Here is a 26,015-nt window from a genome sequence, read left to right as displayed (position 1 = left end):
TCCCTATGTAGCTAAGAAAAGAAAAATACACAAAAGGATATATCTTACCATATATGATGGAAACGACATATCCTTTTGTTAAAAACCTACTCTTATCGATTTCTGTTATCATTAAGTCTTAATTAAACTTAATACCACACTCTAATCGATCACTGTTATCCTTAGGATTTAATGTAATTGGCTTTACAATGTACTCCATTATATTCACCTCCTTTCACTAAAAGTATATCTCAACTCTTTTATTAACTAGATTGTTTAATAACCTCAGTTTCCGGTACTTTTTGTTTATCGATAGGATTTTTTATGTAATATCTATATAATCTATCTTTGATATTATATTTTAATTGATCACATTCAAAATCTTGTTTTTCTAAACTCAGTTCAGGGCATCTTCCTTTACAAAGAGGCATAATATTACATGTCTTGCATTTGTTTGGCAATTCCCAATTCATCCATTTTGTTAAGGTTTGTAACGAAGTAATGCCTTCTGCTAAATTCCCTACTCTTAATTTTTTATTTCCAACTTCATGCCAGCATTTAAATAAATCACCGTAGGCATCCACAACAAAAGAGTTATTATCTACAGCTTGACAAACCCAACCACCACGATTTTTAGGATAAAGATTTCCCATATTGAAGCCAATCTTATCAGCGTATTCAATCAAATCTGTCTCCCATTTTGCAAACTCCCTTGTTACTAGACAGGATTCACTAATAGATTGACAAACGTCATTGTATGCCCCTACTGGAGCAAAATACACGGAAACTTTGTTGTTTAATCCTTGATTCATTAGAATAGGAAAAAGCTTATACACATCTGCAACGTTTTCTTTTGAAACATTTACACGAATTCCGACTTGTATAATATCTTGTATTTCTTTAATATTATTTAAAATTTTATTGAAAGAACCTTGCTTATTTCTTAAGATTCTAGTCACATCATGCGTCTCTGGGCCACCGTCCAATGTGATTTGTACATATTTAACGTTATTCTCTTGGACCAAATGTTCTGCAATTTTTTTATTAAGTAAATATCCATTTGAAACCATTTTAGCTCTAAATTGAATATTTTTTTCTTTGCATATTGCTAATATATACTTTGACATTCTATCTATAAGATCTTTTTTTAATAATGGTTCACCACCATACCACGTAACAGAAAATTCAGTCTTATTTCCTAAGTTATTTTGAATGAAATTTTTCAAATCTTCTTCTTTTTGTCCCTCAATATATTCATCTACATGATTCTCATAACAATATGGACAGCGAAAATTGCATTGTAATGTAGTTGCTATGGTTAAACCTAAATATTCACTTCCAAAACGGCTTTTATTAGTTAAATAATGGTAAACGCCGTATTCATCTAAAGAATTCTCTACTATAAAACCAGCCCTAGTTAATTCTTCTAAATGTAAATTAGGAATCTCATTATAGTTTTTTTTGCTAATTTTTTTTATAGTATCCGTATACTCATCAGAAATTTTAACAAACGCCCCTGTATGGCTATTATATAGAAAATTAATATTATCTCTTTTGAAAGGTACATTAAATTGTGATACCTTATACAAAATTATTCCTCCATTCTATTCGTATCCATATTACTAAAATGATGCAATTACTTATTTCTTGTAATATTAATTAATTGTTAAAATCTATTTTTCACTAATAACTTAACACAGGTATAGTAGCAATTGAATTGAGAATATATATACTGAATGTTTAGTATAGATATATAAACCTATTATGATAGTGTAAATAATTCGTTTCTATTGGATTATGTTGCTACATTTTTAGAAGCAGCAAATAAAGTGAATGAGTCAGAAAATCCTAAGAAATCTATAGTAAAATCAGGTAACTTGCTTTGCAAGTCACCCGTTAATCTTTTAATAAATAGAAAAAATCCCTAACCATTGTTTTGGATATTGTTAGGGATTTTTTCTATTTATATTTTGTATTAATCCACGTTGTCAGTAAATTAAAGATCGCATGGTTTTACAAAACAAAAATATGTTGGAGTTCGTATTAACGGATAAAATTTTCATTTTTGGGGTATTTACTTTTGTTAACTTGATTGCGATGTGGTGATACCCCTAATAACGGTGTATATTGTCCCTATAAGTTGGAAGAGACACTCAGAATCCCCTTATTGTAGTGGGTATGATTTTTGTATATACAATTTGGTACGTGAAATTATAAAAACTAAGTTATTCCTTTACTTTTCTTTTAAAACTCTTATAGCATTCTATACGAATTTTATGTTATTATATATATAGAAAATTTGTTTCCATTGTTTATACTCTATTGTACGTAGCGTGAAGGACAAACCTTACGCCCTATTAACTTGGGCGAGGTTTGTCCTTTTTTTATTTTAAGGAGGAATATACTATGAAAAAAGTCTACAAAATTGGAGCAGTTATCACAACTTTATGCGTTGCTTGTATCGCAATCTTTACTTTAACTAAAAATGAATCAGTCAAAACAGAAACTATAACACCAGAAAAAACAATTGTATCTGCTGCAGATGTAAAAGGATCACCTGAAAATATAAAAGATATTTCCAAAGAAGAATTAAAGCAAAAAATACAATCACATAAAGAGTTCATTGCGTATTACTATCAACCAACCTGTCATTTTTGTAAAAAAGCTGCACCGGATATCAATCGTATGTCAAAAAAGCATGATAGAACCATCTATCATATTGATATCTCTACACCAGAAAATCAAAGTGTCTTTCAAGAGTTCGATATTCCAGGTACTCCAGTTATCGTAGCTTATAACAGAGGTGAAGAAGTTGAACGTCTAGAAGGAGCCGTTTCAGCTGCTACATATGATGGATTCTTTGCAAGACGTAATTCGAGCGCTAGCTAGTATAGTGCTCGTTTTTCTTTGTAAGAAAGGAGAATTAGCATGCAACAAAACGCCCGTATTCATTCTTTAGACATAATAAGAGGCATCGCCATACTATATATTCTATTTGCGAATCTACCCACTATGACGGGACTAGATCCCTTTAATCAGGCAGGTTACACTGGTACAGATAAAACGATTCGTTTTTTAGTAGATTTGTTTATACAAGCAAAGTTCTACACTATCTTCGCATTCTTATTTGGAGTAGGATTTTATATCTTTATGAAAAATACAGAAGCAAAAGGATATCCTATGTATAAGCTATTTACCCGAAGACTATGTATTTTACTAGTCTTCGGTTTACTCCACTTCACCTTTCTATGGTATGGAGATATTCTACATGCGTATGCTTTAGCTGGATTTATTCTATTATTCTTTTATAAGCGATCTACTAAGCTTATTTTTATAGCTGGTTGTAGTTTCCTACTAGTTAGTTATGTATTACATATTATTGTATTTTTACGAACAAGTTCTTCTATTCTAGAAGTGCCAAACTACTATCAATATATGTTTACAGGCAACACTACCAATCACACGGTAAATCTATTTACACATTATTCACATCAAGTAAAAGCACGTCTTTTCTTTCTAATAACCCAGGAATTTCAGCAACTACTAATAGGAATTCCGGAATATATAGGGTTATTTTTAATCGGTTTATGGGCTGGTAAGAAAAATATTTTTAAAAGGGTACCGGAATTAATAAAGAAAATTAGATTTTTACAGTGGAGTTCGTTATGCATTTCATGTCTTCTCTCTTGTCCTATTATCTACTACTTTATAAAAACGGATGTCTATTACTCTCAGGATGTGCAACTATGGATTCTATTTGGAGGGAAAACGCTAGCTATATTCTATATTTGTACTCTACTTAGAGTTTGTGAGAATAAAAAATATATAGAATGTCTGCACCCCTTTATGAAAGTTGGCCAGTATGCTTTAACGAACTACATCTCTCAAAGCATACTTACGCTTGTCATTCTTTCGTGGTGCTTTAAAGATGTCTCACACGTGTATTACTGGCAACTATGTATCTTCGGGATTTTAATTATTTTTGTACAAATTATATTCAGCAAGATTTGGAGTAAATATTTCCGTTATGGTCCTATTGAGTGGTTATGGAGAAAAGGAGTTTACAAGAAATAGACTATTTTTTACCCGTTACATGCAATTAACTGAAAAAAATGTCAAAATATTATATGAAAGATTAAAGATATATTTTTGGTTGTAAAATGATGTTATTAAAATTAAAGTGGTTCAAGTCGCAGGAAGGCACCTGCTTTTAAAGCTGGAAAAGAATTAAAAAAAGCAGTGAAATAATTATACATAATTAAAGGGAATTGATATTCATATCAGCCCTTTTTTAATATCGTCAATTCAGTTGTCAATATTTTTTCTTAATTTAATTTAATTTAATACACTATTCAGATTTAAAAAGGAAGCCAACCATTATGAAAGAATATACTTATACTAATGAGTACACTTTTTCATAACAGATAAAACAAATTTAAAGAGCCTTGCTACCATATAAACGTAGCAAGGCTCTTATATTTTTATATGAAAATTAAATCACTTTATTATGAATTTAAATATACACTTTCATCAAAATTAACAAAATAATGATCTTTCCTATATGAAACTGCCTCCATAGTCGCAATTAGATTCTGCCCATGTAAAATATCAATTCGGTAGAAACCCGTACGATAGTTTCGTCTTATTTCCGTAGCACGAGCAACTAGTTTATCTCCTGCTTTAGCTGATTCAATAAATTGAATCGTTGTGGAAAGCCCTAATGATGTCTTTCCATAAGCGTTACAAGCGACAGAAAAAGCATGATCTGCTAAGGCATAAATAACAGCTCCATGAACAGTTTCATGAGTATTTAACATATGGCTTTGTACCTCTAAAGTCGCTTCTGCAAAACCTACTTTAAACCCTGTTAGTTGAATTCCTAAGGATTTTGCATACGGATCGTTCTTTACTTGTTCTAAAATTTCTTCATAGTGTTTTTCGTGGATTTGAAGTTCATCAATTCTTTTCTTCATGACTAATTCCCCTTTAATATATATTTTAAATGATACCCTATCGCTTTAATAATATGGTTCAATGATGAGGATATCATTTATTGACTAGTGTAAATATTCAAAATAATAACTGTACTAACACCATATAGATAATTGTGCCACCCGCTATGGACAACAACATTTGTCTCTTCCATAAATGAAGTACCATTACTAACGCTACGGCAATCAATTCTGGAATACCATGACTACCAGTGAATAATTTTACATCTTTAAAACAGTAAATCACCAAAAGTCCTATGACTGCTGAAGGTAGTACTCTACCAAGGTACTGAACATATTGTGGCGTAGGTCTATCTGAGGGGAACAACACAAATGGAAGGAATCTTGTAAGCATTGTTCCTAAAACAACCATGGAAATTGTAATGATTTGCTGGAATATACTCATCGTCATACGGAAGCCTCTTTTCTTATTTATTTTCTAAAAAAATGTAACGATGATAGAAACTGTAGCTATTTTAAATGACTTCAAAAAGAATGAATAACATTTATATAAATTACTTTAAATTTTGGACTTATTAACTTAATAAAAGCGAGGAAGTATTCTACATATATTTATTATTCCTTTAATGGAATTTCACTCGAATTAAGTTTATTTTTCTTCCGTAATACACTAAAAATATAACCACTCAAGCCACCTATAATAGATGGAAGTAACCATCCTAGACCTATACCGTAAAAAGGAAGATATTGGTCAAAGAATTCGTTGATTATTACAAAATTTAAGCCTGCAGAATTTAGGCCATCAAATATACTAATAACAAATGTGAATAACAAACTAACCCTATATACATTGGGGTTTCCATTAAATATTGGATGTAAGAACGTTAAGAAAATTAAGGAAATAACCATTGGATAAAGAGCCATTAATACAGGGACTGAAATTTTGATTAATTGTGTTAACCCTATATTTGCAACTAGTGTGCTAAAAATCGATAGGATAATAGCAATTTTTCTATATGAAACTTTTGGGAATAACCCATGAAAGAAAGTAGCACAAGAAATGATTAGCCCTACACTTGTAGTCAAGCATGCTACAGTAATTAATAAGCCTAATAAAATTGCACCATCAGAACCAAAATAATAGTTTGAAACTTTCGCTAAAATTTCAGCACCATTATTTAAATGACCTAGTTTTTCGACACTAGAAGCCCCCATATAAGAAAGGGCTGTGTATATAGAAACCAAAAGTGTGGTAGCAATAGCAGTTGCTTTTGCACAAATAGTCATTAACTGTTTTTTAGTAGTAGCTCCTCTTTCTTTTATTGCATTCACTATAATCATTCCAAAGACAAAAGCTACTAAAGCATCTAGTGTTAAATATCCTTCTTGGAACCCTTTAAAAAATACATATGACGTGTTATATCCTCCAGAAGGAGATTGTAACCTGCCCATTGGTTTAACAACGGATACGACTATAAGTAATCCAATAAACGTCAATTTAATAGGAGTCAAGAATTTCCCTACTATATCGATAATTCTTGATGGATTAAGTGATAACAAGCATGCTACGGCAAAAAACACTACTGTAAATATGGTTAATATAGTGGGACTTGCCCCATTTGATACAAAAGGATTAATTCCAATTTCGAATGATACATTACCTGATCTAGGAATTGCAAAAAAAGGACCAATTGCCAGATAGAGAACAGTCGTAAATACAATACCAAAAAGTGGATGAACACGACTGGCTAGTGATTGTATATCACTTTTTCCTGAAAAAACAAAAGCTGTAATTGCTAATAGTGGTAAGCCAACTCCGGTAACTAAGAAGCCAGCATTGGCTAGCCATACATTATTTCCAGCCATTTGACCAAGCATAGGCGGGAAAATTAAATTTCCTGCTCCGAAAAACAATGCAAATAACATAAACCCTAGCATTAGGATATAGGAAAAAGAAACTTTATTTGTCATAATAAATCCTCCAACTATAAAGTGTTATATAGTATCTTAATTTTGTAATAAAGCTTCTGAAGAGGAGAAATCCAGTACAGATTAAACCGATGCATAGTGTACATTTTTTTAATGTTTTAAGACAAACAATGTAATTGTGATGATCCTTTGGAGCATACAAATTACTATGCGGAAGCCTTCTTTTCTTTCTCAATTGGCTTTTTTAGAACAGTAAGCATTGCTACAATCATAATCATGGCAGGAATAATAAAATTATTTCCACCAAAAATAATAAGACTACTTATAGAAAGGATGAGTCCTATAAGAGCACTATGATGTTTCTTTTGTTCCATCCACTGTTCTATAAAAATAACAACAAAAAGAGCTGTCATAACAAACTCTAAGCCTTTTGTATTAAATTGTACTAATGACCCAAAAATGCCGCCAATTGTTGCTCCTAGTACCCAATAAGAATGGTTGAGTAATGTAACAAAAGTCATAAACCACCCTTTATCCACATTTTTCGGAATATCAACAGTAGAATTAATAGAAAAAGATTCATCACATAATCCATAAATAAGATAGAATTTTTTTCTCCCGGTGCCTTTATACTTATCCAACATAGAAATACCATAAAATAAATGACGTGCATTCACTGTTAATGTTAGAAAAAGTGCATTAATTGGATCAAACGTAACTAGTAATAAATTTGCTGCAATAAACTCCATTGATCCTGCGAATATAGCAAAACTCATTATAAATGGATATATTGCACTGAAGCCTAATGAGTTCATATAAATTCCATAAGCGATTCCTAAAAATACAAAACCAGCAAGAATCGGTGCTGTATAGGGAAAAGCTGCAAGAAATGCAATTTTTATTTGCTTACTATTTTTCAAATCATTCACATCCTTATCCAAAGCTTTATTGAATGTAAATTTAACACAACAAATCCATACAATGAACGAATTTATTGTATGGATTACAATTTTCATAAGAAAATGTGTGTTATTCTACTGATAGAAAATGTGAGAGTAATCTATTTTCATATTTGTTATATAGTTTGTACAAAATATAACCATCGAGGTGTAACATGCCAATAAATTCATTTGATAATTATTTTATGTCTTGGAAACCAGATAAAAATTTATTAAAGCGTCCTTTTTATTCCTCAATCGCCGCACTACTTGAACATGATATTATAAATGGTTTATTAGCCCCAGGAACAAAGTTACCACCGCAACGAGAACTGGCGGATTTTCTGGATTTGAACTTTACGACTATTACTCGCGCTTATAAAATTTGCGAAGTTAAGGGCTTAATTTATGCAATCACAGGAAATGGAACTTTTGTAGCGCCTAATGCTGCACGGTCAATTACCATATCAACAGAACAAATGACAAACAGTATCGACCTTGGCTTTGTAGCATCCTTTGAGAAATCTAATAATATAGTAGCCGAAGTTATTCAAACGGTCGCAGGTAAAAGTTATTTGGAACAGCTACTCAATTACAATGATCCAACTGGTCTTCCTCATCAAAAAATGGCAGGCTTAAATTGGCTGCGTTCTTTTGGCATTAATGTAACACAAGAACATATGGCAATAGTTTCAGGTGCGCAAAATGCCTTGGCCATTACATTGACTGCTTTATTTAAACCTGGCAATCGCATTGCAACCGATTTATATACATATTCAAACTTTATTGAATTAGCAAAAATGCTCCATATTCAATTAGTCCCAATTCAAGGGGATGAATTCGGAATGCTCCCAGATGAACTTGATAAGCAATGTAGTCAATTAGATATTCACGGGATTTTTCTAATGCCCTCTTGTTCAAACCCTACTACGATTATGATTGCAGATTTTCGTAAGCACGAATTAGCAGCTATCATTCGAAAACACCATTTAATTTTGATCGAAGATGATATACATGCATTTTTGACAGCTGGTATTATTTCTGATTATCAACAACCTATGTTCAATTTGCTTCCAGAACAAAGTGTTTATATTAGTGGAACTTCTAAATGCATTTGTTCTGGACTGAGAGTTGCTTATATGACTTTTGGAGAGCCGCTGCGCAATAATATTTTGCAGGCCATCTTTAATGTCAATGTTAAAACGTCTTCTTTAGACGGGGAGGTTATAACTGAGCTGATATTGTCGGGAAAGGCTCATGAAATCGTTAATCAAAAAAAATACCAAGCTCAAGCTGCAAATGAACTCTATTCAAAATATTTCCCTGACATCCCGTCTATTGGACATCCTCTGAGCTTTTACCGTTGGCTTCCTATCACAACTCATTCTGATGCTTTAAAATTAGAAACTGATTTACAAACGTTTGGTGTTCGAATTTTTCATTCTGATCGTTTTATTAGTGGGCAGACTACTCCTAGTAAATATTTACGTGTTGCTCTTTCTTCTACAAACTCATTAGATGAATTAGAAATAGGTTTAGAAATATTAAAACAATACCTCAGTTAATCCAATAGAAAAAAGGTCTATAGTATATACTACAGACCTTTTTCATTAATTAGATAAGAACCAGTTTTATTCTCCCAATTTTGTCCCCATATATTTTTCACTCCACTCTCTCATAATATCTAATAGAGGTCTAAAACTTTCCCCTTTTATTGCTAATGAGTACACTACTTTAGGAGGAACTAACTCATATACTTCTTTGTGAACCATGTCATTCTCTACAATTAAATATCTTAAAACTTTTCCATTACTATCTTTTTTTACTTTTAATTCCTACATATTTTCATGTTTTATCCTACAACTCTTCTCTCATTTGCAATATGTGGTAAATAGTGTACCAAAAGTTTTCTAGTACACTGTTAAACTCCATTCTTTATAAGCTAAAAAAAGCAAACCACTTTCTTTAGCTTACTTTAGCATAACAGAACGTTGTTGGGATATCACCAGCATTTCGAAAGATACCACGCTAAGCCAAAAAATACAATAAGCTGCCCATATGGACAGCTTATTTACATAATTATCGTTATTGGGAGTTACTTTTCAAGTATTAATAGACGGTCAAGTTCAGTTTCGTGATAACTCTACAAGCTTAAAGTGTTCAACTGTTGGAAATGGATCATAAAAGTGATGCAATAATGCTTTCCACTCTTGATATTGTTCAGATTGACGAAATCCTATCGTGTGGTCTTCTAAAGTTTCCCATTGCACAAGGAGCAAATATTTTCCTTTCTGCTCCATACAGCGTTGTAATTCATGACTTATGTATCCTTGCATGGAAGAGATGATTGAGGATGCTTGCTTAAATATTAATTCATATTCCGTCTCCATACCATCTTTTACTTGCAACATGACTGCTTCTAAAATCATTTTGAAGTTCTCCTCCTTTTCTTAATTGTACCATGTGGGAGGAACACTGATGAGGAGTTTTGATATATAACATATACACGTGAAGTTAACATAACGTCCTATTATTAGCAATCGTATATTCGTTAAAAGCTTTTTGGGATAGTTACGATCCTATTGGGAACATTAAATTTTATGAAGGTGATTGTAATGAATAATAACAAACAACCAAACAAAACTTCTGCAGGAACAAACGCTGCATCTAACAAATTTGGAACGGAATTTGCTAGTGAAACAGATGTACAAGCAGTAAAACAACAAAACGCTCAAGCGGATGCTAAAAAGAACCAACAATCTAGCCAACAATAAAGAGTTAACAAACAAAGAATATTTTCTATAATTGTGGAAAATACCCTTTGAGCAAAAACTATTCAAGATGCGATAAAGCATCATTTATTGAACCCAATTTGAACTGAACCCCAAAAATTAGACAAATATATTAAGCAGCTACTAAGGATTGAACTCTGTATTGCACAGGGGACAACCCTTTTAGTTTTGTTTTAATTCTTTTGTGATCGTAGTAATGAATATAAGTTTCTAGTTCTTGCTTAAATTGTTCCATACTTTCAAACTCTTTAAGATAAAGTAATTCAGATTTTAATAAGCCAAAGAAATTTTCCATGACTGCATTATCTAAGCAATTTCCCTTACGGGACATACTTTGGATAACGTTATGTTTTTTAAGCGACTGATGATATTGTCGCATTTGATAATGCCAACCTTGATCCGAGTGTAAAATAGGAGTTTCCTTATCATTCAAACGTTGAAACGCCTTATTTAACATTTTAGAAACAAGGGAATAGGCAGGTCTATGTTCTATATTGTAAGCTATAATTTCTCCGTTATATAAGTCTAAAACAGGTGATAGATATAGTTTTTTACCATGTAAGTGGAACTCCGTCACATCTGTTACCCATTTTTCATTTGGTTTTGATGCGTGAAAATTACGTTTTAAAATATTAGGAGCAAATTTCCCGACAGTCCCTTTATATGAACGATATTTTTTTAATCGAACAAGACATTTTAATCCCAGGATATTCATTAAACGTCGAACGGTTTTATGATTTAATACATGGCCTCGATTACGTAATTCCAATGTAATACGACGATAACCATACCTCCCAAAATTCTCACTAAAGATCTCTTTAATTAATTCTTTAACTTTCTTATATTTATCTGGACGTTTCGCTTGTTTCATCCAGTAATAATACGTACTACGAGCGATATTAGCGACTTTCACAAGGTCAACGACCTTGTATTTATGCCTTAATTCATAAATCAATTGCGCTTTGTCTTGGTCTGTGATGTTTTCTTCTTTTGAACTAAGGCATTCAACTTTTTTAAATAGTCATTTTCCATACGCAGACGTTCATTTTCTGCTTGTAGCGCTTCTATAGAACCTTCAAGAGATACTTCGTTTTGTTTTAAATGTTGTAGTTTAGCTTTTTCTTTGGCCATGGTTAGACGCCCCTTTTTCTTTGATTTTAGGGCATCTAATCCTTCTGTTTCATAAGCTACTTTCCATTTTCGGAGTGTTTCGCAAGAAGGAATATTAAAAAAAGCAGCTGTTTCTCTCAGAGATGTCCCATTTTCATTCATATAATGAATTACATCTAGTTTATACTCGAGAGAGTAAGTTGTATAGCGTTTTTCAAACGCCTTTTCCCCTGAAAATTCAAACCGTTTAATCCATTGATAAAGTTCTCTAGGATGAACCCCTATAGAATTAGCAATGGTTTTTCCACCTTCCGTACCTTCTAGATATCGTTTTACTGCTTGTATTTTATCTTTTGAAGAAAATTTAGCCATAAAAAATACACCTCCAATTGTTAATTATGTGTCTAACAATTGGGGTGCACTTCAAAAAGGTAGTCTTTTTCTGTTTTTAAGATGTATATTCTATTCATGTGAGGTTAACATAACGTCTCATTATTGGTAGCAAGGAAAAAGGAGGAACCTTACTCTCACAAGGGAAGCTCCTTTGGTGTCCTATCTACCTATACAATTTTTTATACATCCCTATTATAGTGCGGTTTTAGGTTTCTTGTTTGTTACTGAATCAGTCAAAAAACTGTATAAAATTGTTTATAATCTTAACGTGGAGGTTTTTAAAAATACTGGCGGTATTCTTTTGATTATAAAACAAAAAGTATCAATCGAAATATACAACTTAATATATTTAAATTTTAATATATTAAGATTTAAATTAGTGTTATACTTAGATTAACCAAGAAGCATCCAAGACTCTTTGATTAATCACTACATTTTCCTTAAAGCAATATCAACAAGAAAAGACACTGTATAGTGTCTCTTTTTTTATGTTTTGTGCCTTTACCAGTAATAAGAGGATATATATCTATGCCCTCTTATTACTGATTGGTGTTAGAATTTCTGCCCCCACAAGCAGAATATCTGAAAGACACTCATATAAGAGTGTCTTTTCTTTATGCAAAAATTATTTTTAAACAAAAACTCTTTATAAAAGAACGCAGGTTCGTATATAATGAGAACAAACGTTCTTTTTTTATTTAGGGAGGAATAACAGTGTATGACTATTCTATCTTACCGAATAGAATCATCTTATGTGTTGATTTACGTAGCTTTTACGCTTCAGTAAGTTGCATCAAAATGGGGTTAGATCCTATGTATACAAAATTGGCAGTAGTAGGTGATGTAAATAGAAATGGTTCAATCGTTCTAGCTGCCACTCCACCATTAAAAGCATTGGGTGTAAAAAAGATGGCCAGATTATACGAGATTCCTCGCAGAAAAGACATTCTTGTTGTAAATCCGATTATGGGAACATACATTAAATGTTCTAATTACATAACAAAGTTAGCCTTACAGTACGTTCCTATTGAGGATTTTCACCAATATTCCATCGATGAGTTCTTCATGGATATTACGGATAGTATTCATTTATTTGCTAACGATCCCTATGAATTTGCGTTGAAATTTAAACGTGAAATTTATACGAAAACACGGATTGAATGCACAATAGGAATTGGCCCTAACCCTTTAATGAGCAAAGTGGCTTTAGATGTGGAAGCGAAGAAAACTAAAGATTGTATAGCATACTGGAAGTACGAAGATGTACCCATAAAATTATGGCCAATACGACCACTTAGTAAGTTTTGGGGAATTTCAGGTAAGACAGAAGCGAAGTTAAACCGAAAGGAAATTCATTCAATTGGAGATTTAGCACAATATCCACTTAAATACTTAAAACAAAGCTTCGGCGTTATTGGCGAAGAATTACACTTACATAGTAACGGCATTGATTTTAGCCGTATATCAGAAAAATACGTTCCAACAACAACTTCTATTGGTAAAAGCCAAATACTTATGCGTGATTACACTATAGAAGAGTTTCCAATTATTCTACTGGAGCATATAGAAGAAGTTTGTTATCGAATGCGAAGGCAAAATAAACTAGCTCAAACTGTCCATTTTTCCATTGGTTATAGCAAAAATTATGCTGGTGGCTTCAGAAAAACTCACACTATGAACCGACCGACCAATTTAACAATGGATATATATAAGATTTGTACATATTTTTTACACGAGTTTTACACTGGAGAACCTATTAGATCCATAAATGTTTCTTTAACTAACTTAATCAATGCAGGCGAAGAACAAATCTCACTATTCGATAATGTAATACAACGAGAAAAAGAAATGAAACTAACGAAAGTAATGGACGAAATACGTACTAAATTTGGTAAGAACAGCATATTAAGAGGAATTTCGTATACAAATAGCGCCACAGCTAGATACAGAAATACACTAATAGGAGGACACAAATTATGAACAACGCTAATATGCCAAAAGGGCGCGGAATGGTGAAATGGGCTCCATTCGCAGCATTAACACCCCAATTTGATGAGAGTCGTGAAATCATTAGGGAACAACACAAAGTCACCCGTCCGATTTTAACAACTGACGAAAAAGAACGAATTGAAAATATGCTATTATGTTCCTTAGTATCAGAAGAAGAAATAATGATTACATTTTATGAGGACGGTTATTTGCTCTCTAGTTATATGACCGTTGTTGATATTGACCCGTCTAATAGCGCTGTTGTATGTACAGATGCTTTTTATAACAAGATGAAACTGCAATTCTCTAATATAATAGATGTTAAATAGAATAAGTTGATGTTATCAAGTTTAGTTCATTTAAAGGAGTGTAAAAATGCAAGGGAATCAGGTAAGAAAGAACGTAGCAGGAGCAATTATTCATAATGATATTAATAACTATCCCTTTCTAAATATACCTATGATTATTAATGAGGAAGACGGCATAATCTACGAAGTATTTAGCGTAGGTTTTCACACTAATAATTCACTAGGAATAATAACAACGGATGATTTTGCTACAACTAGGGTACATACACCAATCGCAACAGTAAAAAATGATGATTGCAGTTTTCAAACATATCGCTTACCCTTAGAACTGGAATATTGGGTGTTTTCTTGTTTACAAGCTGCTTCAGCAGGAAAAAATTCATTCCCGTGTAAAGTTGCTTTTGGAATCATTGACAATAAATTTTATGTAGAATTTATGTAAAAAGGAGCAAATGATAATCCGTACCCTTTGTAAAGGACATTTTGAAAAAAGTTAGGCAACATCAAGAAGATGATTTCTGTATCCAACAGGAGTCATCTTTTTTAAATCCCATTGATATCTATAATGATTATAATACGTCATATATTTCTTAATCTCTTGTTTCAATTCATTAAAGGACACGCAAGGTTTTATATGAGCTTCATCTTTCAGATGACCAAAAAATGATTCTTGTGGGGCGTTATCCCAACAGTTTCCTCTTCTTGACATGGATTGTCCAAGGTTTAGCTTTTGATAGGTAGGGCTTGTGTAGTGGGATCCTTGATTTGAATGAATATAAGCACCTTCAGTCAATCGAATCCGCGGATTCCTTTTTAGTTTATGGAGAGTTGTCGTTACGAGCTCTAATGTCATCTGTTCTGAAACATGGTAAGCTAAAATTTCATTAGTTGAGCCGTCTAAAATTGTAGATAAATAGGCCCTTTGATTCTTACCGTAAACTAAATAGGTGATATCTGTAAGAAGTGTTTTCCCTGGGGTATTTTGTTTAAATTCCCGATTTAATTGATTCGGTACTATTCGATGTTCTTTTGTAGCTTTAAGCATTCTTTTATAAGGATTCGCTTTAAATTGTAGACAACTTGAAACTGACCCGCCAATGTCATCTTTATCTGACGAGCCCCCTTGTTTCTATTTCTAAATCGAAGTGCTTTTAATATGGTTTCCTTCAAGATTTCATCTCGATCACTCTTTTGTTTCCGTTGTTCTTGAGATGAAACTGAAAAGTAATTATAGTATCCCGAACGGGATACACCAGCTACTTTACACAAATGACTGACCATATTCCTTAAGTTGTATTTCATGATGACAGAACGAATCAAGATAAATTTCTGACTAGGTGGTAGTGTTATTTCCTTCTCCTCCTCCCTTCCATAAGTTTGATTTTTTTTAGCAATTCGTTTTCCGCCTTTAGTAAGTTTCGTTCGGCTTCTAAACGGGCATACTTTTCTTCTAACGTAAGCTCTCTCTCAAGAGTTCTGCCAGCGTTTTCGATACGTGTATCCCTTAAACCCAATACACCATTTTTTCTATAAGCAGCACGCCATCTACTTCCCGATGACATAACTCGTTTCATTCCAATCATATCTATATCAAAACCACATTCTTCAAAAATATTTCGAGGTAGCTTTCCTTTTTCATTTTCCTCAATAAAAATATGCTTAAATTCCTCTGTATAAGTGATACCTTTCTGACTTACAGATTTTACGTATAGGTTATTTGATAGAATTTGAATTTCTCTTTCTGTAAATAGTTTTTTTGTCATTTTCAACATTCTCCGATCCGAATTTTCCTTTTATTATACAAGAAATACCCTATAGAATAGACTTTTTTCAAGTGTCTATTCTATAGGATATACTCCAATAGGAAAGGATGGCGTTTTTTATGTCTGTTTCTAATGAATTACAACAATTTGCTGAAGAGATTCAAAGTTTTTTATCTCCAAATACCTTACGGGATCTTGCTAGAGATGTTGGCTTTGTACAACGAACTAGTAAGTATCAAGCAAAAGATTTAGTAGTAACTCTCAGCCGACTTCACCTGGCTTCACACACTATTTAACTACCATTTATTAATGCATGCAGGATATTAAGAGAGAAGTTTCAACTCAACATGACGGTTTTCATTCCTTTTCTCGACACTTTAGTTCTCCTTCTGTATTCAGAAGTGCTCGTTTTCACGTTGTTAAACGCTTATACGAGAACGCGTCGCACACACATGGACATGGGTTATTCATCCCGATCATATCCCTTTTTCGTTGGAACATTTGCTAATGATTGTTTTCTCCCTTCTGCGGCTCCATCCCGATCAATTGTGCAAACATCTGTCTTTCCATTTGTAATCGCATCTTTAATATGTGCCACTGTTTCTGAATACTTATTTGATAGAAGCTCTATCACTTGTGCAATATTTTGTGATCCACTCGCTTGTTTTACAGAATTCGAATTTTGCATTGTGGAACATCCTGTAAATAATAAACCCACCGCTAAAAAGTTACCTATAATCCCTTTGAATTCCATTGTCCCCCCTTTATACTTAATTTTTTGGTACAACTTAAGCAAAATTTCCTAACTTAATTTGTGAAAATTTTAGAAAAAAGAAATGAAGAGCAGAATATTCACCGTTTTCTGTGTAATATTTAGAAAAGAATAACATTTATATAAGTGGTATGATGTATTCAATGAACTGTCCCTTCCATACTCTTACTGTTCATGCAAATGAGATAGATAACACTGATATTTCAAAAGGGGAAGCAGAAAAACATTATATGATATTTACTGCTTACTCTAATGTTAAAGTTCTTAAAATCCTTTTTTAAAAATGGGGGTCTTATTATGAATAAGAAAACATATTTAAGTGTATTTAGTTCTTTAGTAATATTGGCAAGTGGATCTATAGTAACATCGGCCGAAACTATTGGGAAAACCTCTTTAAATGTAAGTCAAGATCCTTCAAAGTTTTTGCCGACCTTACAATTTGACGGAACAGATTGGGCTGATTCAGGAGAACAAAATTTCCCACAAGCTTTTAGATTTCAATCTTATGATGAAAATATAGAGCACAATAAAGAAAATTTAATTAGATTTAAGATTGGGGAATCTGTATCAGGAATTGGTTCAACAGGTTGGCAAAATAGAGGACCCAATGATCAAAGGCCTGCTGTATATTTTCATAGTGTTACAAAAGGGGATTATGAAATATATGAGTATTGGCTATATTATGCAGATAATGATTGGATAAATGATCATGAACATGATTGGGAAAAGTATTTTGTTTATTTAAAAAATGGAGAACCTACGCATTTACTTATATCTAACCACAATAGTTATAAAATGAAATCGTGGTCAGATGTTCCTAAGGATGATGGTCATCCTCTGATTGGTGTAGATGGTGGTTCACATGCAATGAAGTGGAAATTAGAAGATGGTGTGCAAATTCGTTATAGCGGGGAAATCTCTAAAAATAATGGTCGTTTAGATGAGGGAGATAATTCCATTCAGCCATGGGTTATATATAGTAACGACTCTTTAAAAGAAACAATACCATTTTTAAATAAGCCAGATATTTTTTATTATGGTGATCCAGAGTATAAATTGAATTCTAATGAAAATGGTGATCCAAGGGATGCTCCATGGAAAAGAAATGAATGGAATAATCCTCCACTTCCATAAATAATTTATAAGGATTTTGTTTTATTTATATTACATGAAAATTTTTTACTTTCTTTTATTCTACTCTTTAGATTCATTTACCCTATTAGAGGGTAAATGAGGTATGGAATAAAGGTAAATTATAAGACTTTCATCTTAATAATATGCATTTACAACTATTTGAATCTGTTTAAACTATAACTCATTGAGCCTTTTAATAAATTATGGTTAACTTTAAAAAAAGCAGATGCTCACCTGGACATTAATCAGGGGACATCTGCTTTTTAAATAGAATTCTCTATTGTCTTTTCATAGTTTCAATTGCATTAATAACCTCTGAAGTTATTCGTGCAGCTCGGTTTTTATTATAGTTTCCATCATACCCAACATGGATAGCATATACCTCTCTTCTATAATCGTATACTGGAGCACCGCTTTGTCCTCCAAACGTATCTACATTATGATATGCTATATTACCAGTTGACCATTCAATTGAACCTACACCTGTCCACATTTGACCATAACTTTTATCACCTGGGTATCCTGTGACAGTAATGCTACCATTAGGTAATCCTGAGTTATATCCAAACCAACTTGTTTGATCTCCTAAATTTCGATTAATATTTATAACCGCCCAATCATCACCCGGATTTTCAGTATTAATATAGTTTGGGGAGATATATACTTGGCTTATTTTTGCTGTTCCGTAAGGATTACTACCTCCATTTTTACCTGGTGATACGGTCATTGATGTTGTACCTCCATTAACACAATGTGCAGCCGTTACTAAAGTTTTGGGACCTACCATCCATCCTGTACAGCCATATTCACCAGTATTAGATAATACCCCATCCAAATGAACAATAGCACTATTTGGATAAGATGCAGTATTTGTTACCTGTGTTCTAATATCTGAACCTAAAACTTTTGCAAAAGTGCTAACACTAAAACTAGTTGCAACTAAAATAGCAGTTAAAAAAATAAATAGATATTTTCTCATAGCTTTCCCCATTTTTATCCACCTCATGTGTAAACTAATTTGTATAAGGATTAATTAACGAAATGATAATATAGATGTAGTACGTTTATTTGTAGAGAGCATAAACACTAACATTAAAGTCACTAAATGCACCTGATGGATTTGCAATATAATAAGACCTAGAAGTTGGATAGGATGTTGTTGTTCCGTCAGAAACATTAGAAAATACAACAGGGTCTTTACCACCTGATACATCTCTCATCACATTAAAATATATTCCTGGTGGTGCAGTCCATCTCAATGCATATGTTCCAGATGGTAAACTCTCAACAGAAAAATTACCGCTTGAACGATTTTTTTGTCCTCCTTGAGGGCGAGCCTCAGAAGTTACAGTAGCGATTAACCTTGAATTTTCAGCTAACGTAGGGATTAATTGATTTGATTTACTTTTGTCTAAATAAATGATACCAGAAGACATTTTTTGTTCGCTTTGAATTAATTGATCCGCGGCAAAAGTGGATGCTCCTCCAGTTAATACAATCCCGGTTGCCAATGCGCCTACTACTAATTTTTTGAACATAAATCCATCCCCTTTATTCTTTGTTATTTTTTGATGCAACTTAAGCATATTCTCCCACATTAATTATGTAAACATTTAGAAAATTTAGAAATAAATAACGGAATATTCACTGTTTTCTGTGTGTTATTTAGAAAAAAACAACATTTGTGGGATTGGTATAATATATAAGGTTCTGATGCAAAGTTTTTTAATAGATAAAAGGTTGGTATACTTGCAGTTGGATTACACTTAAAAATATATGTTTCAAATTTTCTCCAACTGTATCGACATGTGTCAAATGTAAATAAGTTGTATTTTTGAAATGAAAAATTCTACATTTTTAGCTGTGTCACAAAGTACACTTTTTGACATTACGTTTAAATTTCTTATGAATTAAACTTATTCCCCTTTTTGGGGGGATGGGCAAAGTTACCCAAGTAGGGGATAAATTTGCCTTCCAGCCGTTTTCCTTAATCGTTCCCACATGATAAAAACCCTCAAGACCTTCAGTCAACATTAAATTCGAAGAAACGATGGGAAATACGAGATTTTTTAAGACCTGGGGGAACTACTCATTAAGATAGAGGAATAAATAAGGGGATGGATGGTAGAGTAGGCCTTATTGCTGAATTTGGTTTTATACATTGGATATAGTACGTGAAATTTTTGATGTAGAGATATAACGATGATCAGGAGTTTCTGTTATAATCAATTGTGCACAAGTGCAAAATCACATGGAACTCACCTACGGAAATAGGTGGGTTATTTTATATTGGTGAGTTAATACAAGTATGATAGAATAAGAACAACTGTATATTGTAGGGTGGGCGGTTGCGATCCTTTCTCTTATTTAGAGGGAAAGGAGGTGACCGAATGGACATTCTTTTTCAAATATTATTAGAAGTATCCAAAACTATTGTCCGAGAGATTATAGTTTTTGGATTTAAAAAAATTACTTCTAAAAAACAGAAGAAGACCACCCGTCAGCCGGCAAAGCGTGGGCGGTCTTCTAAGAAACGAAGAAAATAAATCTTAGTAACCACTCACCTTGCGGTAGCAGTTACCTGAAGAGATGTTAGTAGCATCTCTTCTTTTATTATATACGTACAGAAACATTGAAATACCTTTAAGGAAATTATAACAAATGTAAAAACAAAAGAAAAGCCCACTGAATTTCCGTAACAGTGGGTTGTTGGTTGGGTATTTCTATCTCATTGCACAAAAGGGAATTTCTATTAAAATTATAGCATGCATTTATAACTCTTATATTGAGAAAAAGAAAAGACACCCTAAGGTGCCTTCCTCCGACTTGATAATTATATTTTATGTATGAAACCATCACTGTAGTATCTAAGATGAGAGTAAGCAGTTTATGCTTTCTTGCTTAGGACGGTAAAGAATTACTTGTTGATAGTAAAAATTTTGCTTTGATAGAAGTTGCCGTCGATATTAACAACAGCAATATAATTACCTGGCTCGTATGCTGATGTGATATCAGCGTACCATACAGCTTCATTAATTGTGCCATTGTGAGCTGGGAATGGATACATAGTTTTGTAGCGAACTAATGAGTTATTATCCATAACACGATAAATCTTCATTGGATTACCGTCTACTCCGTTGTACCAACCCATTTTAACTTGGAAAAAGCCACCTGTCTTGTAACTAGATTGAACATCATCTGCTAAGTAATGTGGGAAATCCCAAGCAAATTGTGCTAAATCAAATAATGAAGTTGGATCGCTCCAAGTTGTTGATGCTGCTTGTACTTTTTCAGCTGCTGCCGCTGGCTTTGCGTCTAATGATGCAAAACCTGCTAAACCACCTAATGCTAATGCGCCGGCTAATGCTAATTTTCCTAATTTCATAAAAAAATCCCCCTAAATATTTTCATAATTATAATTAATTACTATACAATGATATGTTATTTTGTATAATATTTCAAATAATTTCAAAAAAGTTATAAATACAAAAGAAAAGACACCCTAAGGTGCCTTCCTCCGACTTGAACCACTTTAATTTTAATAATATGTATTGGAATCCCATCCAAGTATTATTTTACCACATTAAGTAATTTCATTTATTGAGAAATAATAAAAGCACTCTTTCGATTAATTACAAATAAAGGCACCATTTTCCCCGAACCATATCTTTACGCACATTATATATCGGCAAGAACCACTATAGACCTTGCTGATATATTTATTGAAGAACCAATACGCAACTTGGGGTTAGGAAGCATATTAATGAAACATTTACTACAAATAGCAGTAGAATCTCAGGTAGACAAAGTAACCGGTCATATGGTTAGTGACGATAGTCAACATAAAGCCAAACAAATTAATTTTTATATGAAACATGGATTCCAGATATCTGGTAATCTTCTTTTATGGAAGCAAAGCACATAAAAATCAAAAATAGTAAATTTACAAAAAGAGGATGCTATACCTTTTATTGAGTATAGTATCCTCTTTTAAAACATCCTATTTCAATGTCATGTGTGCAAGCACAACATTTTTATCAAGAAATCTGAAGTATGACAACAATTAAGTTCATACTAGCATGAACAACAAATGATACTAGTAACCTATTGGTACGCATATATACTACAGCAAGCACAAGTCCTATTAAAAAATATCCAAAAATAAATGGAAAATCAAAATGCATGATAGAAAAGAACAATGAGCTTATTAGTATGCTCCAAGTTTGCTTAAACTTAGACATTAAAATGTTTATGGCCGCATAACGAAAAACAAACTCTTCTACTAAAGGCGCAAGAAGAACAATTGAAACAAGTGCCACAGGAGATATTGCTGCAGCAACGACTGTACTAGACGTATTTGCTGATTGCGTAGTTAACTGAAATACACTCTTATCTAAAACACTACCAACCATCTGCGCAAGAAATACTACTATGATCCCAACTAAAATCCATACAAATGAATTTCTTGATAATTTAATCGATAACTTGGGATCATTCATTAGTTCTTTACTATATATAAGAAAAATGATTATTAATGTAAGTGAAAATCCAATTAGTTCCCAATGCACAAGAAGTTGTTGGATTGCTTGCTGTTGGTTTCCCTGGATATCATACCAACCTGTCTTCGCTAACAATTGTACACCTATTATCCCTACAAATTGTGTCATAACAAAATAAATCAAAATGACGAAACCCGATTTATATCTAATACCACTACTCATATTCTTTTTTTCCATCCTCCACTTTCATTATGTTCTCGCTACTGCTGATTGTAGTAGCAATAAATACAAAAATACTTTTATAAGTGTTTTTGTATTTTTCGTAACCTTTTTTAAAAAAATTCATAGTCTATACTGGGCGGGATGATAATACACACATACACCTACTTTATTCGATCAACTCTACACACTCCGAGAAAGAGCGTTGTTCAATAGCGCTCTTTTTTACTTGCCCCAAAAATATCCGTTCATAAGGTAAGAATATTTCTTTCATTATGATTTTTACATCCGCTATGCTAACAGCATTTCTAATATTTATTTCTCAATATCTGGAACCTAGAATTAAATTACATTCATTGATAATATATAAATAGTCATTGTTTTCCTCTTATGCACTTTTGTAGAAGGGCCTGTTGTCCATTTCAGGTCCTTTTAATTTTTATTAGTATTTCAAAATCAAAATATCGCATTTTCATATTCATTTCTAATGGAATTTTAAAATAACAATAAACTTCTGACAGATAAAGTAATCTATAGTCAAAAAGGAGTAAAACTTGAGAATTATAAAATATATCGCTCTAATAGTTGGTTGGATTATATTAGTTGCATTTTGGTATGCAATATTCTTTTTATAATCATTTTTCGGCTTCCTCTGCATTACAATAACACTCTTCTTCCACCTCATTCCTCCTTTTCGATTAAACTGTTACTTCTTCCTCCACCCTTTTTAATGGTATATATTGATTTAACAATTACACTTCCACAGATATGTATCAAACCTCATGCAACCTTCAAATGCTTTAATCCCATTTCAAGCGCACCAGTTCCACCAAATCCCGGATTAAATAATAGTGGGACATCATACTTCTTTGCATACTCTTTTGCTACATCAATAGATACATGGCCACATGCACCTTTTTGAATGACAATAACATCGCATTTTTTTATAACACTTCGAAAGGTTTTCTTTACGCCTCCGTGATTTTTCCCATCATGGAAAATAACCTGGCAGTCTCTTTTTTTGGCCAACTTCTCTAGCGTTCTTCCATTTGATCCACCTAAAACTAGAATTGTACTCATTCCCACTCATTCTCCTTATTTTTCTTCTTTATATACGTACTTGGTGATGTTAATAACACAAGTGTACAAGCAACAATATTCATTAAAACGAAACAAACTATTATTAAAATAATAAAAATCGGGGACAACAAGATAAAAATAAAGCCATTTACTACCAAACAGATAAAAATGAAGCCGTTGCTCATGTCTTCGTAACCATCTAGCCCTTGTACAATATTCAAACTATGCATCCATACTGTAATACTATCCCAATTTTCTATTAACAGATAGCCACCACCCAACAGAAAAGCCCAGCCAAGCAACGTTCCTAATAATCCAGAATTTCTTCCTATATAATACCCCGAAACAAAATTCGCAGCTGTTCCAATTAACATCCTCATTTGTATTCCCCTATATCTATATCATTTTAGCGTTATATGCAAATTTCATTTAACTATGTTTTTATTACACTAGAAAATTATGAATATTTAATAAATATTTTTAGGTACTCTTTATTTTTTTATAAAAGGGGTGTGTTTTTTCTTCCACAACCCTCATTTCCTTCTTAATCCACAGGTACTTCTTCTTGTCCATGTGGAATTTGTGCAATTGGTGTTACAATTTGTGCATATTTATTTACCTGCACTTTAAATTGTCGTGGTTCTAAGAAGTTTACCTGTTGAATTAAAACTTCAATATGAAACGTATCTACTTTTTTCCCACGGTCAATTTTAGTAATTCGCGCATTGTAAAACTGATCCCCATTTAGGAAGTATCGTTGTACAGCTTCTGTAGCCAGCATACGCTCATTACTTGTCATTTTCATTGGTTCAATACCAAATCCAGCCTTTGTAAACAAGTACGGTACATCATAACTACTATTAGAAATTTTTCGTAGTAAATCCTCTACAGTTTTTGTCTTCGCGATATATTCCTCTTCTTTTGTATCAAATCCCTTCGGCTTATCTCCAAGCATCTCGATTTCATCTTGATTTACTTGCTCTTCCTCTTGTACTTGAGATTTCATCATGTAACGATGAATCGTATTATAGGTAGCAACACCTACTACTAACACTATAATTCCCAATATAACTAAGTACTTACGAGGCAGATTCGCTAACACATTCATGACTTTCTTCATTTCTTCACATCCCAAATCAGTCTATAACATTACGGATTTGCGTCATATGTTGTCCTCTCGCCGTATAGTTTAGACCTGTAATTTGTACACCCTTATTATCACCAATATGAATCATTTTCTGATTTCCTAAATAAATAGATACATGGTTCGGATTTTCATAGAAAATTAAGTCCCCTGGCTGTGCACGACCGATATCGGGTACCTGTTTTCCCTGTCCAATTTGAGCACCTGTCCAATCTCCTAGTTGGACACCTATACTGGTTTTAAACACGTATTGTGTAAATCCCGAACAATCGGCACTACCTGCAGCTGGATTTCTAGCACCGGATACATAGCTCACTTTCCCTTGTCCAAGCCATTTTTTCGCTTCTTCCAGTACCTTTTGTCGTTTAGCATTTGTCATTGTAGGAGAGCCACCTGATGATAACCCTGGATCATCATTTTTCTTAAAGAATTTCATTGGATCCATTGGTTGGTCGTTTATACGAATTTGGAAATCTAAATGGACAGCGTATCCAAACATATTAAGAACACCACCAACATAGTTAGAACCACCCATTTCCCCTATAATCTGTCCTTTTGTTACCATAGTTCCTGGTGCAACTAAGATTTTACTCAAATGTAAGTAACGAGATACAACGCCATTTCCATGGTCAACATAGACCCCTAAACCACCGTTGTTTACATTTCCCGTTTTATCCGTAACCATACCAGCTTCCATCGACCATACGGGGTCTCCTGGTTTTCCGGCGGTCATGGCCCCAATATCTACAGCATTATGCGGTTTGCTAGCATGAATTTCATCAAATGTACCTGTAATACGCCCGCTTTTCGTTGGCCATTTCCAACCTTTATCAGAAATCCATTCTCCAGATACATCCGCAACACACCCCAAATCCTTGTAATATTTCAAAACTTTGGAAACGTAAGTGTAGAGTAAACATCCAGCGCCTTATTACATTCCTGTGATAGGTTTCCAAATGTTCCTCCCCGAACCGGACTTACATCTCTCAATGTATCCGGCTCTCCATCTGTCTT

26 protein-coding genes and 3 pseudogenes are annotated in these 26,015 nt (G+C 33.0%); 11 read left to right on the top strand and 18 right to left on the bottom strand.

Annotated elements, in window-relative coordinates:
- Nucleotides 1–242: 242 nt before the first annotated feature.
- A complete protein-coding gene (locus MR167_RS07885) occupies nt 243–1,568 on the bottom strand; it encodes a radical SAM/SPASM domain-containing protein (protein ID WP_000278933.1) in 1,326 nt (441 codons plus the stop codon).
- 817 nt (nt 1,569–2,385) lie between these two features.
- Between MR167_RS07885 and MR167_RS07880 the strand changes: the two genes are divergently transcribed.
- Together MR167_RS07880 and MR167_RS07875 are read left to right on the top strand one after the other, a co-directional pair.
- A complete protein-coding gene (locus tag MR167_RS07880; RefSeq protein WP_016078510.1) occupies nt 2,386–2,868 on the top strand; it encodes a thioredoxin family protein in 483 nt (160 codons plus the stop codon).
- Nucleotides 2,869–2,907: 39 nt separating this feature from the next.
- On the top strand, nt 2,908–4,053 hold the full coding sequence (locus MR167_RS07875) for a DUF418 domain-containing protein (protein ID WP_242314317.1): 1,146 nt from the start codon (nt 2,908–2,910) through the stop codon (nt 4,051–4,053).
- A gap of 431 nt (nt 4,054–4,484) precedes the next feature.
- Here the strand turns inward: MR167_RS07875 and MR167_RS07870 are convergent, their stop codons facing one another.
- The 4 genes from MR167_RS07870 to azlC form a co-directional block, all read right to left on the bottom strand.
- Entirely contained in the window at nt 4,485–4,952 is a 468-nt protein-coding gene (locus MR167_RS07870) for a hotdog fold thioesterase (protein ID WP_074790869.1), read from the bottom strand.
- A gap of 97 nt (nt 4,953–5,049) precedes the next feature.
- The gene (locus MR167_RS07865) at nt 5,050–5,382 is read right to left on the bottom strand and encodes a branched-chain amino acid transporter permease (protein WP_086397812.1); all 333 of its coding nucleotides are present in this window, start codon (nt 5,380–5,382) and stop codon (nt 5,050–5,052) included.
- Nucleotides 5,383–5,546: 164 nt separating this feature from the next.
- Entirely contained in the window at nt 5,547–6,902 is a 1,356-nt protein-coding gene (gene brnQ, locus MR167_RS07860; RefSeq protein WP_242314315.1) for a branched-chain amino acid transport system II carrier protein, read from the bottom strand.
- A 164-nt stretch (nt 6,903–7,066) separates the two neighbouring features.
- Nucleotides 7,067–7,801: an azaleucine resistance protein AzlC gene (azlC, locus tag MR167_RS07855; protein ID WP_086397821.1), complete on the bottom strand. Its 735-nt coding sequence runs from the start codon at nt 7,799–7,801 to the stop codon at nt 7,067–7,069.
- 173 nt (nt 7,802–7,974) lie between these two features.
- Between azlC and MR167_RS07850 the strand changes: the two genes are divergently transcribed.
- A complete protein-coding gene (locus tag MR167_RS07850) occupies nt 7,975–9,363 on the top strand; it encodes an aminotransferase-like domain-containing protein (protein WP_086397814.1) in 1,389 nt (462 codons plus the stop codon).
- A gap of 66 nt (nt 9,364–9,429) precedes the next feature.
- On the opposite strand, the gene MR167_RS07845 is transcribed toward MR167_RS07850, so the two are convergent.
- Both MR167_RS07845 and MR167_RS07840 read right to left on the bottom strand, forming a co-directional pair.
- Entirely contained in the window at nt 9,430–9,570 is a 141-nt protein-coding gene (locus MR167_RS07845) for a winged helix-turn-helix transcriptional regulator (protein WP_081359174.1), read from the bottom strand.
- A 354-nt stretch (nt 9,571–9,924) separates the two neighbouring features.
- Nucleotides 9,925–10,227 (bottom strand): antibiotic biosynthesis monooxygenase family protein, encoded by a 303-nt coding sequence (locus MR167_RS07840; RefSeq protein ID WP_086397815.1) that lies wholly within the window; start codon nt 10,225–10,227, stop codon nt 9,925–9,927.
- Between the two features lie 171 nt (nt 10,228–10,398).
- Between MR167_RS07840 and MR167_RS07835 the strand changes: the two genes are divergently transcribed.
- Nucleotides 10,399–10,572, top strand: coding sequence for a gamma-type small acid-soluble spore protein (locus MR167_RS07835; protein WP_097913692.1), 174 nt, complete (start codon nt 10,399–10,401; stop codon nt 10,570–10,572).
- 130 nt (nt 10,573–10,702) lie between these two features.
- Here MR167_RS07835 and MR167_RS07830 read toward each other — a convergent pair.
- A protein-coding gene (locus tag MR167_RS07830; protein ID WP_242314313.1) for an IS3-like element ISBth167 family transposase occupies nt 10,703–12,072 on the bottom strand; the annotation gives its coding sequence in 2 pieces (ribosomal slippage) (nt 10,703–11,607 and nt 11,607–12,072; 1,371 coding nt in all).
- A 735-nt stretch (nt 12,073–12,807) separates the two neighbouring features.
- Here MR167_RS07830 and MR167_RS07825 point away from each other — a divergent pair.
- From MR167_RS07825 to MR167_RS07815, 3 genes are read left to right on the top strand one after another with little or no spacing between them, the layout of a single operon-like run.
- On the top strand, nt 12,808–14,073 hold the full coding sequence (locus tag MR167_RS07825; RefSeq protein WP_086397818.1) for a Y-family DNA polymerase: 1,266 nt from the start codon (nt 12,808–12,810) through the stop codon (nt 14,071–14,073).
- Nucleotides 14,070–14,411, top strand: coding sequence for a YolD-like family protein (locus tag MR167_RS07820; protein WP_242314311.1), 342 nt, complete (start codon nt 14,070–14,072; stop codon nt 14,409–14,411). Before MR167_RS07825 ends, MR167_RS07820 begins: the two co-directional genes overlap by 4 nt.
- A gap of 46 nt (nt 14,412–14,457) precedes the next feature.
- Complete coding sequence (locus tag MR167_RS07815) at nt 14,458–14,832, top strand: hypothetical protein (RefSeq protein ID WP_242314309.1); 375 nt, start codon at nt 14,458–14,460, stop codon at nt 14,830–14,832.
- A gap of 51 nt (nt 14,833–14,883) precedes the next feature.
- Here MR167_RS07815 and MR167_RS07810 read toward each other — a convergent pair.
- A pseudogene (locus tag MR167_RS07810) lies at nt 14,884–16,162 on the bottom strand (IS3 family transposase).
- A 110-nt stretch (nt 16,163–16,272) separates the two neighbouring features.
- Here MR167_RS07810 and MR167_RS07805 point away from each other — a divergent pair.
- Nucleotides 16,273–16,449, top strand: coding sequence for a hypothetical protein (locus tag MR167_RS07805; protein WP_170951601.1), 177 nt, complete (start codon nt 16,273–16,275; stop codon nt 16,447–16,449).
- 170 nt (nt 16,450–16,619) lie between these two features.
- Here the strand turns inward: MR167_RS07805 and MR167_RS07800 are convergent.
- A pseudogene (locus MR167_RS07800) lies at nt 16,620–16,907 on the bottom strand (NucA/NucB deoxyribonuclease domain-containing protein); the annotation flags it as partial.
- Nucleotides 16,908–17,222: 315 nt separating this feature from the next.
- Between MR167_RS07800 and MR167_RS07795 the strand changes: the two are divergent.
- The gene (locus tag MR167_RS07795) at nt 17,223–18,059 is read left to right on the top strand and encodes an NPP1 family protein (RefSeq protein ID WP_193674346.1); all 837 of its coding nucleotides are present in this window, start codon (nt 17,223–17,225) and stop codon (nt 18,057–18,059) included.
- 277 nt (nt 18,060–18,336) lie between these two features.
- On the opposite strand, the gene MR167_RS07790 is transcribed toward MR167_RS07795, so the two are convergent.
- Nucleotides 18,337–19,050: a trypsin-like serine peptidase gene (locus MR167_RS07790; RefSeq protein ID WP_046956915.1), complete on the bottom strand. Its 714-nt coding sequence runs from the start codon at nt 19,048–19,050 to the stop codon at nt 18,337–18,339.
- Between the two features lie 73 nt (nt 19,051–19,123).
- The gene (locus MR167_RS07785; RefSeq protein WP_229145194.1) at nt 19,124–19,636 is read right to left on the bottom strand and encodes a hypothetical protein; all 513 of its coding nucleotides are present in this window, start codon (nt 19,634–19,636) and stop codon (nt 19,124–19,126) included.
- Between the two features lie 813 nt (nt 19,637–20,449).
- On the opposite strand from MR167_RS07785, the gene MR167_RS07780 reads away from it, so the two are divergent.
- On the top strand, nt 20,450–20,605 hold the full coding sequence (locus tag MR167_RS07780; RefSeq protein WP_242314307.1) for a hypothetical protein: 156 nt from the start codon (nt 20,450–20,452) through the stop codon (nt 20,603–20,605).
- 371 nt (nt 20,606–20,976) lie between these two features.
- Here the strand turns inward: MR167_RS07780 and MR167_RS07775 are convergent, their stop codons facing one another.
- A complete protein-coding gene (locus MR167_RS07775; protein ID WP_074790833.1) occupies nt 20,977–21,444 on the bottom strand; it encodes a DUF5065 family protein in 468 nt (155 codons plus the stop codon).
- Between the two features lie 222 nt (nt 21,445–21,666).
- Here MR167_RS07775 and MR167_RS07770 point away from each other — a divergent pair, with 222 nt between their 5' ends.
- Nucleotides 21,667–21,984 (top strand): GNAT family N-acetyltransferase, encoded by a 318-nt coding sequence (locus MR167_RS07770; RefSeq protein ID WP_346657768.1) that lies wholly within the window; start codon nt 21,667–21,669, stop codon nt 21,982–21,984.
- A 112-nt stretch (nt 21,985–22,096) separates the two neighbouring features.
- Here the strand turns inward: MR167_RS07770 and MR167_RS07765 are convergent, their stop codons facing one another.
- The 5 genes and pseudogenes from MR167_RS07765 to MR167_RS07745 form a co-directional block, all read right to left on the bottom strand.
- Nucleotides 22,097–22,780 (bottom strand): CPBP family intramembrane glutamic endopeptidase, encoded by a 684-nt coding sequence (locus MR167_RS07765; RefSeq protein WP_242314339.1) that lies wholly within the window; start codon nt 22,778–22,780, stop codon nt 22,097–22,099.
- 777 nt (nt 22,781–23,557) lie between these two features.
- Nucleotides 23,558–23,857: a DUF2325 domain-containing protein gene (locus MR167_RS07760; protein ID WP_021728160.1), complete on the bottom strand. Its 300-nt coding sequence runs from the start codon at nt 23,855–23,857 to the stop codon at nt 23,558–23,560.
- A complete protein-coding gene (locus MR167_RS07755) occupies nt 23,854–24,237 on the bottom strand; it encodes a hypothetical protein (RefSeq protein WP_242314303.1) in 384 nt (127 codons plus the stop codon). Before MR167_RS07755 ends, MR167_RS07760 begins: the two co-directional genes overlap by 4 nt.
- 164 nt (nt 24,238–24,401) lie before the next feature.
- On the bottom strand, nt 24,402–24,977 hold the full coding sequence (locus MR167_RS07750; protein WP_033699716.1) for a hypothetical protein: 576 nt from the start codon (nt 24,975–24,977) through the stop codon (nt 24,402–24,404).
- Nucleotides 24,978–24,993: 16 nt separating this feature from the next.
- Nucleotides 24,994–25,911 (bottom strand): annotated as a pseudogene (locus tag MR167_RS07745) (NlpC/P60 family protein); the annotation flags it as partial.
- Nucleotides 25,912–26,015: the final 104 nt, after the last annotated feature.

This window comes from Bacillus cereus group sp. BfR-BA-01355 (assembly GCF_022663675.1).
Taxonomy (GTDB): domain Bacteria; phylum Bacillota; class Bacilli; order Bacillales; family Bacillaceae_G; genus Bacillus_A; species Bacillus_A thuringiensis_S.
This window is presented reverse-complemented; position numbering and strand designations above follow the sequence as displayed.